This window comes from Halogeometricum borinquense DSM 11551, from assembly GCF_000172995.2.
Lineage (GTDB): Archaea > Halobacteriota > Halobacteria > Halobacteriales > Haloferacaceae > Halogeometricum > Halogeometricum borinquense.
Map to the genome: position 1 here is coordinate 41,704 of NC_014735.1, position 13,851 is coordinate 55,554.

A 13,851-nucleotide genomic window follows, 5' to 3' on the forward strand; every position below is an offset into this window, starting at 1 on the left:
GTTAGCGTACCTGTCTCGGGTCGAGTGCGTCTCGGAGACCGTCACCCAGTCCGTTGAAGGCGATCACCGTAATCATGATCGCCAGACCGGGGAACGTTGCGATCCACCACGCTGAGTCGATTTCACCACGGCCGGCCGCGAGGATTGCACCCCACTCCGGTCTCGGGGGCTGAACGCCCATCCCGAGGAAGGAAAGTCCAGCACTCCAGAGAATCACGGTCGGTATCGTCAGCGTCGAATAGACGATAATACTGGATGCCGCATTGGGCAAGACGTACCGCGTGATGATACGGAAGTCACTCAATCCAGCCGCATTGGCTGAGTCGATGTATTCTTCCTCGATGACGCTCTTGACATCGCCGCGGACCAAGCGAGCGAATCCGCGCCAGCCAACGAGGCTGACGGCAATAATGAGTGGGAATAAGCCACCGCCTAACATACCTGCAATGGCAAGCGCAAGTACCAGCGCAGGTATCGAGAGACTAATATCGACAATTCTCATTATGATACTCTCGGTCCAGCCGCCGTAATAACCCGCGACGAGTCCGAGCGTTACGCCGATCAGCATCTCGATGCCGACGATCACCACCCCGAGGAAAACTGCATAACGGGACCCGAAGACCACGCGAGAGAACACATCGCGGCCGTAAGTGTCCGTACCAAACGGATGTTCTACGCTCGGTGGCTGGGACAACGCATCGTAGTTCTGCTCCGTCGGGTCGTGCGGTGCGATAAGCGGTGCAAAAATCGCAGTCAGGATGAGTAGCACAACGACCACGAGGCCGAACATCGCAAACCAGTTTTTCATCACCCGTCGAAGAACTGTCTTCGTCCGAGCGACTCGCCCCGTCTCGACCATCTTTGGAGCCTGCGCTCCCCGCGAACTGCCTGCCTCGTTGCTCACTTGTCCATCACGGTCTGCGTCGTCGTGCGTTGAATTATCTCTCGTCATAGTTTATTCGTACTCTATCCTCGGATCGAAGTAGCCGTACGCGACGTCCACGAGTAGGTTCGAGGCGACGACGATTATTGCATACACCAACACGAGACCCTGCACGACCGGGTAATCCCGCTGCAGAACCGAGTTGACTAGCAATCGACCCATCCCCGGCCAAGAGAAGACGGTCTCGATGATCACCGACCCGCCGAAGATCGCAGGTATTTGGAGTCCGATGAGGGTGATCACTGGGATCATCGCGTTCTTCATGGCGTGCGTGTAGATGACCGACTTCTCACCGATTCCTTTGCCACGTGCCGTGCGAATGTAGTCCTCGTTGAGGACTTCGAGCATCGAAGATCGCGTTATCCGCGTGAGAAGCCCTGCGCGTCTCGTCCCTGTTGCGACAGCGGGCAAGATCAACGACACCAACCACGCCGTGGTAAAGACGGGGGTCGCTCGTCCCGAGATTGGGAAGAGACTCCACTGTACCGAGAACAGCAGGATGAGGATAAGCGCCAACCAGAACGATGGCATCGAGATCCAGAAGATTGCGAACAGCATCGACAGGTTATCTGCCCACGTATACTGCTTTACGGCGCTGATGACGCCGAGCGGGAGTGCAATGATGAACGTCAGCACCATCGAAGACAGCGCCAGTTCGAGCGTTGCTGGAAGCCGATTGGCGATCATCTGGATCACGCTCCGCTGTGTCCGGATGGATTCGCCGAGGTTGCCGTGGAGAACCCCCCAGAGCCACTCCAGATATCGAATCCATGGTGGCTGATTGAGGCCCATCTGTCGCTCAAGTTCGGCAACTGCCGCCGGCCGCGCATTAGCACCAAGGGCGATGCGCGCAGGGTTCCCCGGAGCGATATAAATGATCGACGAGATAACGATTGTCACGCCGATCAAGACGGGGATAGTGATGAGTAACCGTCGAGTGACGTATTTAAGCATATTCAAATAGTGGGTTGGCTTGTTAGACGTCCAGTTCGAGTCGGTTCAGCCACTCCTGATCGGGCCACCAAGGGTGTTCCGTCCACGAGTCGGTCCCTGAAACCGACTTTTTGTGGCCGTAAACCTTGTTGAAGGCACAAATCGGCGTGACAGGGACCTCTTCGAGGACAACTTTCTGCGCGTCGAGAATCGCCTGCTCTCTCGTCGCCTGCTCCGGACTCGTCTTTGCTTTTTCGAGGAGGCTGTCGAACTCGTCGTTCTGCCACAGCGAATAATTCGTCCCCCCCTCGGTAGCCGTGTTCTCTCCTTTCAGAATCGGCTCAAGGGCGTTCACGGCCCAGTTGCCGCCATACGCCATCGTCGTGATGTTGTGGTTTCCGGACTGGAGGTTCTTGTACAGCGTCCCTGCCTCAAGAATCTCTAGTTCTGCCTTGATTCCAACCTCACCGAGGAGCGGTGCAACGACCTTCCCCATTTTCTTGTACCGCGGGATAGTGAAGGCGTAGAAGGTCAGTTTCAGTTCTTCACCGTTTTTGGTCCGGACTTCGCCTTGCTTCGAGTTCGTCCACCCGGCTGCATCGAGTTCTTTCCGGGCTTTCTCTTGACTGACCGTCTGTCCGAGTTCCTTTGCTTTCTCCTCGTCGAGAGCGTTCACGGCCACAGGCGGAACGATACTCCAGATTGGGTATCCTTCGCCGCCTAAGGCGGCCTCAATTACCGGCTGTTTCCGGACAGCATGGGTAATTGCCCGACGGACGTGGACATTGTCAGTCGGCTTCTTTTCGACGTTGATTGCGAGGTAGCCCGGACGCGTGTACTGCTTGCGGATCAGGTTCGTCGAGTCCGCCTGTTCGACTTCCTTTGTGTCACTAAGCGTGATATAGGATGAGCCGTGGACACCACCACTAGTGAGTTCGTTTAACAGCGTGGTCGCTTCCGGGTGGATCTCGAACCGGAATTGCTCAGGATTGCCCGGCCCCTGGTTTGCAGCGAACTCCGGCCCCCATCCGTACTCTTCGAACTTCGAGAGGACAATTGCGGTGCCGTGTTCCCAGTTCTTCCATTGATACGGTCCAGTCCCGACTGCAATATCTTGCCCGTAACTCTCACCTGCTTCTTCGACGGCGCGCTTCGAAACAAATCCCGTGAGCGGGTCCGTCAGATAACGTGGGAGAAGTGGGTAAGGTGCATCAAAGGTAACCGTTACCTCATACTCGCCCGTCGCCTCGAACGCTTTTGCGGGGCTAAGAAGGTATGAAGACGGAGAGTTTTCGACGAACCGTTCCCAATTATAAACCACCTCCTCGGCGGTCAGTTCGTCGCCGTTATGGAACGTGACTCCTTGTTCGATCTGGAAGACGAACTCCGTCGCATCCTCATTGACACTGTAGTCTGCCGCGAGATGAGGCACCGGCTCTTTGTTTTCGTTAAGCCGGAAGAGCGGTTCGTGTAGTGCAGAGAGAACAGTTTCCTCGGGTCGGCGGGTGGCCTTGTGGATGTCGAGCGTAGACGGTTTACTCGACGAGCCAACGACGAACGTGTCCGCTTTGTCCCCCGCCGTTCCATCAGATGACCCCGTATCGCCCGTTGACTCCGTCCCAGTAGCTTGGTTTTCCGTTCCAGTACACCCGGCGAGCGAAATACCAGTAAGACCCGCGGTGACTGATCCGACGTAACGCCGGCGGCTAACTGAGAGCTTGCTATCGTTATCCATACGCAGTCACCCGAAACGTTCAGGAAAAAAGTAAGTATTTCCTCCGGCACCATTGTCCGGGTTTTGTCAACAGATATCAATTCACTACAGATACATTTATTGTGAAAGAAAATCCATAGATAGTTTAGATCTGTTTACTGGGTAGCCACTGCCGAACGTCTCTACGCCTGTACCGGTGTCGTACTCGACATCAGCGACAATCTCTAACTGGGACTCGTATCACGGGCGCCGCGTAGCGTCTAAATCTCACTCCCCGCAGGCGGACTGACGCTGAATCCCCTCCAAGTCACTCACGTGCGTATGTGGCTGCCGATGGGAGTTCCTTGTCAGTGTTGGGATGCTAGTTTGTTTTATCGGAACCATTATATATCAATATTTTATGCGTCAATGTATGCCACTTGGGAAAGGGGAGTTGACCACGACTGCGACCTCACTACACATTCTCGAACTAATCGTAGACCACGGGTGGGTTACCCTACGTGGACTCGTCGAAGAGACGGGACTGGCAAAAAGTACGGTACACAAACATCTCTCAACACTGCGAGCAAACGACTACATCGTCAAGGAGGGTGAACGCTACACGCTCGGACTCTACTTCCTGACAGTTGGAAAACGCGCTGTCGAGTTTCGAGAATCCTATCAACTCGTAGAACAAAAAGTGCGAGAGTTGGGAAGTCGAACAGACGCCGAAGTGGACTTCACTGTCGAAGAGAACGGCCGGTTAATCCTGATGTTCGAGGCCGCCGGAGCCACCAACGAATCGACGTTCGGAACAGGCACCGAGTTTTTTCTTCACAATACAGCGGCAGGGAAAGCGATTCTCGCAACGTACGCAGATTCCAAACGGGACGAGATCTTAGATACACAAGGACTGCCCGCAACGACGAACAAGACGATTCAATCCCGAGAAGCGTTACACGCAGAGCTTGAACAGGTCCGTGAGAACGGGTACGCACTGAACGATGGCGAATGCGTCGAGGGGTATCGAACAGTCAGTTCTGTGATCAAGCGACCGAACGGCTCCGCGCTCGGAGCGATCAGCGCTGGAGGCCCTGCCTATCGAATCGATCAGTCACGGCTGAAAAACGAACTTGCGGATCACGTCCGTTCAGCGACGGCCGAGGTGACAGAATCGTTAGTAGAAGCGCAAAGCACACTCTGACTCGGTTCGAAATGTCGGCTCGCCTCACCGCACTTCTATTTTGATTACAGAGACTCTTTTATATTCTAGATAGAAAACTCCCGTTTCGAGACCTCTAACGGGACCTATATTGCAGATCAATTACAGGTCTACGATTGTGATATTATACGTGTATTACTCATACGTAACTGAGGAATATATTTAGTTCGGATACAGAGAACTAGTTTAAGTACAACAAATCGAGGAGGGACATAAAAACTCGGAGCGTAGCGTCGCAGTTCTGATTTCGTCTCCACGTTGTGAGCGCCCTCATCACGAGAGAGTGTTCCAACCTGGCGGCCCGGAACAAAAGTTACCCAACGTGAGTTATCCAGACGTGTTACTCCAGTCGGATTTGGTCTCGAAGCGACGTTTTCTGGATTTTTCCGGTACTCGTGAGCGGCATCTCTTCGACGAACCGAACGTCGTCCGGGATCCACCACGATTCGATCCGGCCGTCCCGGCTTTTTGAACGGAGGTCGGCCTGCAACGTCTCGGCTGTCACATCGCCACTGATAACGGCAACCGGTCGTTCACCCCACTCCGCATCGGATTTTGCAAGTACAGCCACGTTCTCTACGCCATCAGTCTCAGAGATGACCGATTCGAGGACGCCGCTCGGAATCCACTCACCACCGCTCTTGATTGCGTCCGTCAGTCGGTCGAGTATCGTGATGCCGCCGTCAGGGAGTCGCCGTCCCAGATCACCGGTACGGAACCAACCATCTACGTACGCATCGTCTTTACCCTCTGGAGCGTCATAATATCCATCCGGTAACCACGGAGAGCGGACCAACAGTTCACCCATTCCGTCCTGTCCCGCACGTTCGTCTATCTTGACTTCCACAGCGGGTATCGGATGCGTCGAGCGTCGCACATACTCGTATCCCTCTCTGCGGGCATGCTTCGTCCAAAGTGTGATACCCACAGCGAGCATGTCGGTCCCGCCGTAGATTGTTGCGAAGGAAACGCCGGCATCACGAAGTCGCTCCGTCAGCCCGCGCTTGACGACGCTCCCACCGGTGAGCAGAGTCAAACCTGAGAGATCATGTCCCGTTTCGAGAACTTGGACGGCCATCGTCGGAACGAGACACGACCACGTCGCCTCACCGGATTCCGCTGCCGCGCCGAGACGCTGGGGGTCGAACCGGCCAGCGAGCATGAGATCTGCACCAAGATACGGAGCGAAAATCGTGGTCCCCCACGCGAGAAGGTGGTACATCGGAATACCTGGGAACACCGTGTCCTCGCCTGAGAGTGCCGCCGGTGTCTGATATTCAGCCATCTGGTGTGCCATTCCCAACGAACTGTGAACTATCTGCGCGTGCGTATAGCGGACAGCCTTTGGCATCCCGGTGGTCCCAGACGTGAACAGGATCACCGCCGGATCGTCTTGCGCCGCTGAAAGCTCAGTCGCCTCTTCAGCATACTCGAGCGCCGGAATCGAGATCGCATCGCCCTCGAATGACTCCGCGAGACCGTCGAAATCGGAATCGTAGAGCAGCATGTCGGCGTCTGAGCGCTCAATCGTGTACGCGATTTGCTCCGGTGGGAGATTCACGTTGACCGGATAGATGACGGCCCCGATACCAGTGATAGCGTACAGGAGTTCGAAGAACCGTGGCGTATTCCACGCGGCTACTGAAACGACACTGCCTTCACTCACCCCTCGATTCCGTAACTCGGTCGCTAACTGCGCCGCGTTTTCTGCCGTCTCGTGGTATGTCTGGTGCCGGTTGCCATCACTGATGCCTGCATCGGGAAATAAGGTCTTCGCCCGGTCAAGCGTATGCGGGAGCGTGAACATTAGTTCATCACCACCAAGTCCTCAAACTGGTCGGGATCGAACGCCGCGTATCGAACGACGGCATCGAACGCCTCAGTAGACAGCTCACCGCCGCCGGTGATACCGCGTGCATCGTGCTCACGTAGATACGAGTTCACGAACTGCCGGGTTACGAGAGCCTTCCGGGCATCGCCGTCTACGTCAAGTTGCCACTGTGCCTGCTCAACGAGAATCGCGGCAGTCGTCACATCGAAGATGTAGTCAGTGAGTTCCTTCGCCTGTGTTTGAGCGTATTCACCATCACTAGTCCCGACAGCGGTAATCGCGTTTGCCAGTCCGTCCCGTTCGTCTCGGATCTCCGCTGCCAAGCGTTCGAGTACCGGATGGGTGACCGAATCAAGTCGTTCGTCAATCAATGTGAGAAGCGGTTCGTGAGCGGCCTCGCGGTCCATCGACCGGAGAACATCGAGCGCCATCACGTTCGAGGCACCCTCCCAGATGGGAAGCACCTGAGCATTACGCAGCAGTCGTGGATGGACGAACTCCTCAACGTAGCCGTTGCCGCCTTTGATCTCCATCGCGTAGGAAGCGGTATCGACGGCCATCCGTGCCGTCCGGTATTTCGCAGTCGGGACGAGGATACGCATGAGGCGGTGAGCCTCGTCGTCGTTCTCGCGCTCGCGACGGTGAAGCGCTTCGACAGCCTCGAAAGTGAAAGCGAGCGCAGCCTCGTGGTCTGTCGCCATCTCAGCGAGATCACGACGCATCAGTGGATGTTCGTCGAGTCGTTTTCCGAATACTTCGCGGTTTGCAGCATGGACTTTTGATTCGAGTAACGACCGACCCATGGACCCACAGGAACCGATAGCGTTGTAGAGCCGTTCGGCGTTCAGCATCTCCGACATCTGTCTGAATCCGTTTTCCGACTCGCCGATGAGGTACGCTTCGGCACCCTCGAAGACGACCTCACCCGTCGGCACAGTGACGGTCCCGAGTTTGTCCTTCAGTCGGCGGAAGCGATAGTTGGTTGGCTCCCCGTCGCGGTCGTGCGTTGAAACGAGAAAGAGTGACAACCCTTCCGTGCCGTCGGGTGCAGCAGGTCGTCGTGCGAGTACGAGTGCGGCCTCAGAGTCGATATTCGAACAGAACCACTTCTCGCCGTACAGTTCGTAGGTGCCGTCCTCCTGTGGTTCGGCGGTTACCTCGTTCGCACCGACATCAGTCCCGCCTTGCTTTTCGGTGAGGAACATGGCCCCGGTCATCAGATCATCGTAGTCGCGTGCTGTCAGTCCATCATAGAACCGCTGTAACGACCCGTCGTCGAACTTATCTAAAACGAGTGCGGCCCCACCCGTCATTGCTCCGGGACAGCTAAGGCCGACACTGGAGGCGTATTCCATCAGATAGAACTGCCCGAAATGGTAGGGGAACGAAACGGGGTCTTCACGGCCGGGTGGCGACTCGAAGACATCGGCGATAACACCGGCTTCGTAGACCAGTCGCTCGTTCTCGATGTGGGCAGGATGGTGTTCGATCTCGTTGATGACTTCCCCGTGTTTGTTGTGCGTACGGAGTTTAGGAGGATTATCATCGGCAACGTCGGCATTATCGGCTACTGTATGACCGATCATCGCTCCGAACTCACGGAGGTTTGATTCTCCCCAATCGAGTTCCTCGGGATCACAGCGCCGCCTGAGTTCGAACTGCAGCGAGGGGTCATAGGTGTAATAGTTACAGTGCCGACCCGCTTCCAGAGAGCCGTATTCTAACGTCGTACCCATATATCGCAGAATGCACTCCATTGTTAATAATCTTCCCCAACAAACAAACCTTGTTTAATTATGTTGTCGCAGTCGCGAACCGCGACGAAGAGAGCGGCGGGACGACTGGGCGCTTGCAGAATCGGTTCCGGAGAGCAGAACATTATTAGTGATAAAAGAGAACCCAATAGACGAGAGATGCCAACAGAGAACAAGGGTCGAAGTTCCGTTAAGACGACCGAAACCGTGTTCGAGATTATCGAAGCGCTCCGTGCAATGGAAGGTGCGCGCGTGACTGAGTTGGCAGATACGTTGGATAAGGCGAAAAGTACCATCCATCGCCACCTGTCCACGCTTGAGGCGCAAGAGTACGTCGTAAGGGAAGGAGACGAATACGACATCGGCCTCCGATTTCTCTCCCTCGGGGAGTACGCTCGGAACCGGAAAGAGGCGTACCCCAAACTTCACCCGAAAGTGAAGGAGTTAGCCGAAAAGACGGACGAATCTGCACAGTTCTTCGTCGCCGAACACGGCAAAGCCGTGTACGTGCACCGGGAAACCGGCGATAACGCTGTCAGCACACCGAACTCGAAGGCGGGTGAAGGGGTTCCCCTCTACGCGACGGCAGCGGGCAAAGCGATTCTCTCGTGCTATCCCAAAGAGAAAGTCGAACGGATACTCGATGAGATCAGTCTCGTGGCGTTGACAGAGAACACAATCACGCAAAAATCGGCGTTACACGACGAGATAGACGCAATTCAAAAACGGGGATACAGCGTGAATCGGGAGGAAAACGTTAACGGAATTCACGCCGTTGGAGTCCCGGTCAGGCGGACAAACGGATGGCCAATCGGGGCGTTGAGTATCTCGGGACCCGCGTATCGATTACAAGGGGAGTTACTCGAAGAAACGCTCCCAGCCCTGCTGCTCGAAACAGCAAACGAACTGGAACTAAACATCGCATACTCCGATTAAGTTCCGTAATGCGGAACAGAACGCAGAAAGACGTGGCTGTCGCTGACGTGTCTTGCAGTCTATCACTGTCTCCTGCATGTTAGTAGTGAAATGGTGAGTGCTGGAAGGTCGAAAGAGTGAGTGGAATTAATAGATCAGTTGTTACACAAGTAGTGATGTAATGAAAATCGAGTACCTCCGAACAAGCATCAATCACGACGCACGAAACGTCTGAAACGACGGACCCACACAAAGACTGTAAATCCGTCGTCACAAACTCATTAGTGCCCGTGTCAGTCACCAATACAGAGACAAAATTGAGGGAGAAGGAGCTTATTTGGAACCATATAAGACGGATATGACACCATAGAACTCGCTATAATCCATGAACACCAGCAAAATAAATCAATTACTCACATTCTACTACAGTAGAAGACTATCTGAGATCATATACTCATATATGATTTTAGAATATCCCACATCCAGTTGAGGTGGGAGAATAAACCATCTCATCAGTCAGAGAACGCACCGTTACGATGCCGAATGCATCGGGTCGCGCGCGAATGGCTAGTTTTGTTTCGAGATCGTGAAATAAAATGTAGTCTGCTTCCCGACAGAGGATTCGACCCAGATGTCGCCACCGTGTCGCTCGACGATGCGCTTGCACACCGCAAGTCCGATTCCGGTCCCGCTTTCCTCACCGGACGCCTGCTCGAATATTTCGAATATTTTCTCCTGTTGGTTCTCCGGAATTCCCACACCGTTGTCTTCGACGCTGAACCGGTACGCATCGGGAAGTTCTGTGAAACCAATATGGATTTCGGGTGGGTCCTCACCTGCATGCTCGATGGCGTTTTTGATGAGGTTCTGGAAGACCTGCCGAAGTTGGTTCTCGTCGGCTCTGATTGTCGGGAAACTATCTGTCGTGATGGTTGCGTCTTCGTTTTCGATGAGCAACTTAAGATCCAAACAGACGTCATCGATGACTTCGTTCGGATCGATTGGTTCGAAGTCACCGGCCCGCGTTTTGACCCGAGAGTAGGTGAGCAGGCCGTCGATCATATTTCGCATCCGTTCTGCGCCGTCAACGGCGAATTCGATGTACTCGTTGGCCTCCTCGTCTAAGCGATCTCCGTACTCCGAGGAGAGCAGGTCGAGGTAACTACTGACCATTCGTAACGGCTCTTGAAGGTCGTGCGAAGCAATATAGGCGAACTGCTGGAGCGCCTCGTTCGACCGTTCGAGTTCCCGTTTGGTCTCTTCGAGTTCCGCTTGGCGCTCGATACGATCAGTAATGTCGTGACAGGTCACCACCACCCCTGTGACGAAGGGGTTGTCCGTAACTTTCTCGCACGTACCCTCAAGGACGCGCCAATCACCGTCCGCATCCTGCATTCTGAATTCGATTCGGCGAGGATTCTCGTCATCTGACAGCGCTGAATCAACTGTTGACTTGTCATCCGGGTGGACGTAGGACAGCAACGGCGTTCCATCCATTTGCTCGGGATCGTATCCGAGTATCGCGTGTGAAGAAGGACTCTGAAACGTAATATCGCCATTTTCGTCAACCTGCGTGATGAGGTCAGAAGCGTTATCGATGAGAGCGGACGCGCGCAGGTGCTCGCGGATCGTACACTGCATCTCATTGAAGGCCCTGTACAACTGCCCGATATTGTCGATTCGGTTGGTCTCGAAGTCAACATCGAAGTCGCCAGATTCGATACGGCCGGCCTTTCGGGTCAATCTGTCCACAGCAACAGCCGTGTTACGTCCAAGGATGGCCCCAACGACGCCGATCAGAAGGACACTCACGACCGTCACCAGAGTGCCGTACTGTTGAACTGCACGGACAAACCCGTAGGAATCGACGGTTGACTGATAAAAGAGTAAGACCCAATCTTGGTCTGGGAAATAATAGTATCCGACGACGTAGCCGTCGGGATTAAATCCGTAACCATCGCTTAACAGCTCACTCGGACGGTCGCCAACTTCCATCGCCCCGCTCGGATCTTCACCGGGGTCGATACTTCGTGCCGTCTGAAGAATACCGTGTTGATCGGGAAGCCGTTCGAATATCTGTCCGTACTCGACACCGTATCGAGGGTCGAACTCGTCGCTCATGATGATTCGATTGGCAGAATCGACCACGAGCGTCAGTTCTGACCGGCCGTGAGTCCGGAAGTTCTGCCCGTACGCTCCGAGATCCATCGTGAGAATAATTGCTCGTTCTGGCTGCCCACTAACCGGACGGACGTAGGAAATGACCAGCGTTTTGTTGTTTATCAGATACGGTTCGGTGACAAGCGGCTCGGCTGGATCGAGATTCGTGTTCACCCGAGATGAGTCAGGAAAATCAGCCGTCTGAAGCGTGTCTACTTCTCTTGTGCCCGCAAGAATCCTGTTGTTCGTCGTATTGACATAGTCGATACTGTGTGTCGCGTCCGGAAAGAAGACCAGTTGCTGTCGAAGGTGCCGCTGGATGGCTTCAGGATCACGGTTTCTGACGACGTCCGTAGCCGTGAGCACTCCCGTTAGCCGCTTGTTTTGTTCGTGCCAAGTCCGGAAATTGCGGCCCTCCTCTGCGGCAACTGTCGCGTGCTCTTGCATGACGTTCCGTTCGACAGCGGCCGTCATCTCAGTCGTCGTGAGGTACCCTATCGATCCAACCAGTGTTCCGAGAAACAGGAAAGCGAGTCCAAATTTGAGGACGTAACTCCGCCGGACCTTGTCGGGAAGGATTCGTCTGATCGGATCGAACATCATCAGAGTCTCTCTGGGTTTACAGCAGTTGGATGGTAGCTGCTGTCCAAACCGTGTTCGAACGAGCGAATTCGGTACTTTGCCGAGCCGGTGGACTCAGTAGTATCCTGCATTTTCGAGCACGCTTTCGATTTTCGTTTCCGCACCACGCATCGCTTCGTCGGCAGAGATTGGACCACCCAGAGCGCTGTGGAGTCGCACTCCAAGTTCCCGCTCGATAATCGACCACAAAGGCGTCCGCGGACGCCATTGAGCATCTTGCAGGCTCTCGTAAAGGGCTTCGAACCACGGCTGGGCGTCGAGATTGTTCTCGAAGGTATCGTGACGGAAGGGGACGCCACCGATATCGACGTAGCGTTCCTGACCTTCCTTGGAGACGAACGACTGGATTACTTTCCCGCCGGCTTTCTTCGCCGCCTCGCTCGTATGAGAGTTGATACCGACAATCCAGTTGCCCTGCTGGGGTGCCCGGCGCCCATCGGCATTACTCGGTATAACCGTGAATTTGAGATCTCTGGCCGACGGACTATTTTCTGCTATCGCGAGAGAAGCCGTCCCAGGCCACGTGCTGGCCTGTGCAACCGTCCCCTGAGAAAGTGTTGTAACGACTTCGTCCTCGTTGTACTTCGTAACGTCTGCCGGGCTGATATCGGCTAACTCCTGCACGAGGAATCTGACAGCCTCGACACCTTCCCGAGAGCCCCACTGGAATCGCCAGTCAGCGTCGAACATACGTCCGGCCTGCGAGAACCCGACCGGGAAGAAGTTCGTAACGATCGGATTTCCTTGCGCCCCGCGAATAACGTATCCGTGTGTGCCATCAATTTCCGCGTCTATTGCTCGCCCCGCTTCGAGAACGTCCTGATACGTTTCGGGCGGATCGTATCCGACCTGATCGAAGTACGTCGCGTTGTACGCAAAGATCTGCGTATTCCCAACGACGACTAACCCCCGCAAAACCGGGTCTTCGTCGCTGACTTCGGGTGGTAACGGACCTCGCGGTGTCGGCCAGTGGGCGATGTCAAGCGTCGTCTGGATGTATTCAGCCGGAACGCCATCTGGTAGATACTGCCGTATGGGCTCCAGATCCGAAGCAAACTGCGGAAACCAGGGGTCGTCGATGAATACGAGATCGAATTCGTCGTTCTGCTCGGCCAGTAACTTACGGTTTTGCTCGTACAGTGCGTCGTACGGCTTCAGTTCGACGTTTACTTCGATACCGGTTTCGTCCGCGACGAACTCGTCAGTAAGTCTTCGAAACAGTCGCCCCTCGCCTTCCGTCGCGGCGATAGAAATGCTGTCAGCACTACTTCTGATGGTACCGAGACAGCCGGACAGAAGACCACCAGTCAACATCGTTCCGCCGGCACTCAGAATCGCTCGACGCCCCATTCGAGTCCGCCGCATCACGTACTAGATAGGTCTTCATTGCATAAGTTTGTGGGTGTAATAGAGTATTATAGACATATTTATCCAGTTCTAAACGTATTTCTTGTCGATCCTTATTATAAATAAGATTGAAGATCCGGATAGAATGGAATCCCAGCCGGACAGCAGCAGAGCAGTAGACAACAAGAGATGTCAAACTAGTTTGTTATTTTCGTATATCACTATCGAAGAATAGAGTTGAGAAACAGATCATACTATCATTTAAAGATAAAATTAAGACATTATTTTCGGCTAGTAATGATTACTTAGGAACTAGATACGAGTGTTCCCACAAACACTTATAATTCAATATCCTCAGCTTTTTCTCCTATTACTTTAGTAGGGCGGCAGTACAGATTCTGATAATTAGTG

Annotated in this window: 9 protein-coding genes; 2 read left to right on the forward strand and 7 right to left on the reverse strand. The window is 54.3% G+C overall.

Annotated features, from left to right (window positions below; translation table 11 throughout):
* Position 1: 1 nt before the first annotated feature.
* Genes HBOR_RS14545 through HBOR_RS14555 form a run of 3 tightly spaced genes read right to left on the reverse strand, consistent with a single transcriptional unit; the run spans position 2 to position 3,611 of the window.
* Positions 2–952: an ABC transporter permease gene (locus HBOR_RS14545; RefSeq protein ID WP_013446560.1), complete on the reverse strand. Its 951-nt coding sequence runs from the start codon at positions 950–952 to the stop codon at positions 2–4.
* A 3-nt stretch (positions 953–955) separates the two neighbouring features.
* Positions 956–1,897 carry an ABC transporter permease gene (locus tag HBOR_RS14550; RefSeq protein ID WP_006056081.1) on the reverse strand — a complete coding sequence of 314 codons (942 nt, stop codon included), beginning with the start codon at positions 1,895–1,897 and terminating at the stop codon, positions 956–958.
* A 22-nt stretch (positions 1,898–1,919) separates the two neighbouring features.
* Positions 1,920–3,611, reverse strand: a complete 1,692-nt coding sequence (locus HBOR_RS14555) for an ABC transporter substrate-binding protein (RefSeq protein WP_006056080.1) — start codon at positions 3,609–3,611, stop codon at positions 1,920–1,922.
* 391 nt (positions 3,612–4,002) lie between these two features.
* On the opposite strand from HBOR_RS14555, the gene HBOR_RS14560 reads away from it, so the two are divergent.
* On the forward strand, positions 4,003–4,773 hold the full coding sequence (locus HBOR_RS14560; protein WP_006056079.1) for an IclR family transcriptional regulator: 771 nt from the start codon (positions 4,003–4,005) through the stop codon (positions 4,771–4,773).
* 358 nt (positions 4,774–5,131) lie between these two features.
* On the opposite strand, the gene HBOR_RS14565 is transcribed toward HBOR_RS14560, so the two are convergent.
* Positions 5,132–6,598: an AMP-binding protein gene (locus tag HBOR_RS14565; RefSeq protein WP_006056078.1), complete on the reverse strand. Its 1,467-nt coding sequence runs from the start codon at positions 6,596–6,598 to the stop codon at positions 5,132–5,134.
* Positions 6,598–8,358 (reverse strand): acyl-CoA dehydrogenase family protein, encoded by a 1,761-nt coding sequence (locus HBOR_RS14570; RefSeq protein WP_006056077.1) that lies wholly within the window; start codon positions 8,356–8,358, stop codon positions 6,598–6,600. The genes HBOR_RS14565 and HBOR_RS14570 overlap by 1 nt, the downstream gene beginning before the upstream one ends.
* Before the next feature lie 177 nt (positions 8,359–8,535).
* On the opposite strand from HBOR_RS14570, the gene HBOR_RS14575 reads away from it, so the two are divergent.
* Positions 8,536–9,312, forward strand: a complete 777-nt coding sequence (locus tag HBOR_RS14575) for an IclR family transcriptional regulator (protein WP_006056076.1) — start codon at positions 8,536–8,538, stop codon at positions 9,310–9,312.
* Positions 9,313–9,858: 546 nt separating this feature from the next.
* On the opposite strand, the gene HBOR_RS14580 is transcribed toward HBOR_RS14575, so the two are convergent.
* Together HBOR_RS14580 and HBOR_RS14585 are read right to left on the reverse strand one after the other, a co-directional pair.
* Complete coding sequence (locus HBOR_RS14580) at positions 9,859–12,054, reverse strand: sensor histidine kinase (protein ID WP_006056075.1); 2,196 nt, start codon at positions 12,052–12,054, stop codon at positions 9,859–9,861.
* Positions 12,055–12,147: 93 nt separating this feature from the next.
* On the reverse strand, positions 12,148–13,458 hold the full coding sequence (locus tag HBOR_RS14585) for an extracellular solute-binding protein (RefSeq protein ID WP_241432400.1): 1,311 nt from the start codon (positions 13,456–13,458) through the stop codon (positions 12,148–12,150).
* Between the last annotated feature and the right edge of the window lie 393 nt (positions 13,459–13,851).

Bases quoted from the DNA above. Each gene is read 5' to 3' on its own strand.
- HBOR_RS14545 (WP_013446560.1), bottom strand. From the start codon at position 952: ATGACGAGAGATAATTCAACGCACGACGACGCAGACCGTGATGGACAA.
- HBOR_RS14550 (WP_006056081.1), bottom strand. From the start codon at position 1,897: ATGCTTAAATACGTCACTCGACGGTTACTCATCACTATCCCCGTCTTG.
- HBOR_RS14580 (WP_006056075.1), bottom strand. From the start codon at position 12,054: ATGATGTTCGATCCGATCAGACGAATCCTTCCCGACAAGGTCCGGCGG.
- HBOR_RS14560 (WP_006056079.1), top strand. From the start codon at position 4,003: ATGCCACTTGGGAAAGGGGAGTTGACCACGACTGCGACCTCACTACAC.
- HBOR_RS14570 (WP_006056077.1), bottom strand. From the start codon at position 8,358: ATGGGTACGACGTTAGAATACGGCTCTCTGGAAGCGGGTCGGCACTGT.
- HBOR_RS14565 (WP_006056078.1), bottom strand. From the start codon at position 6,598: ATGTTCACGCTCCCGCATACGCTTGACCGGGCGAAGACCTTATTTCCC.
- HBOR_RS14555 (WP_006056080.1), bottom strand. From the start codon at position 3,611: ATGGATAACGATAGCAAGCTCTCAGTTAGCCGCCGGCGTTACGTCGGA.
- HBOR_RS14575 (WP_006056076.1), top strand. From the start codon at position 8,536: ATGCCAACAGAGAACAAGGGTCGAAGTTCCGTTAAGACGACCGAAACC.
- HBOR_RS14585 (WP_241432400.1), bottom strand. From the start codon at position 13,458: ATGCGGCGGACTCGAATGGGGCGTCGAGCGATTCTGAGTGCCGGCGGA.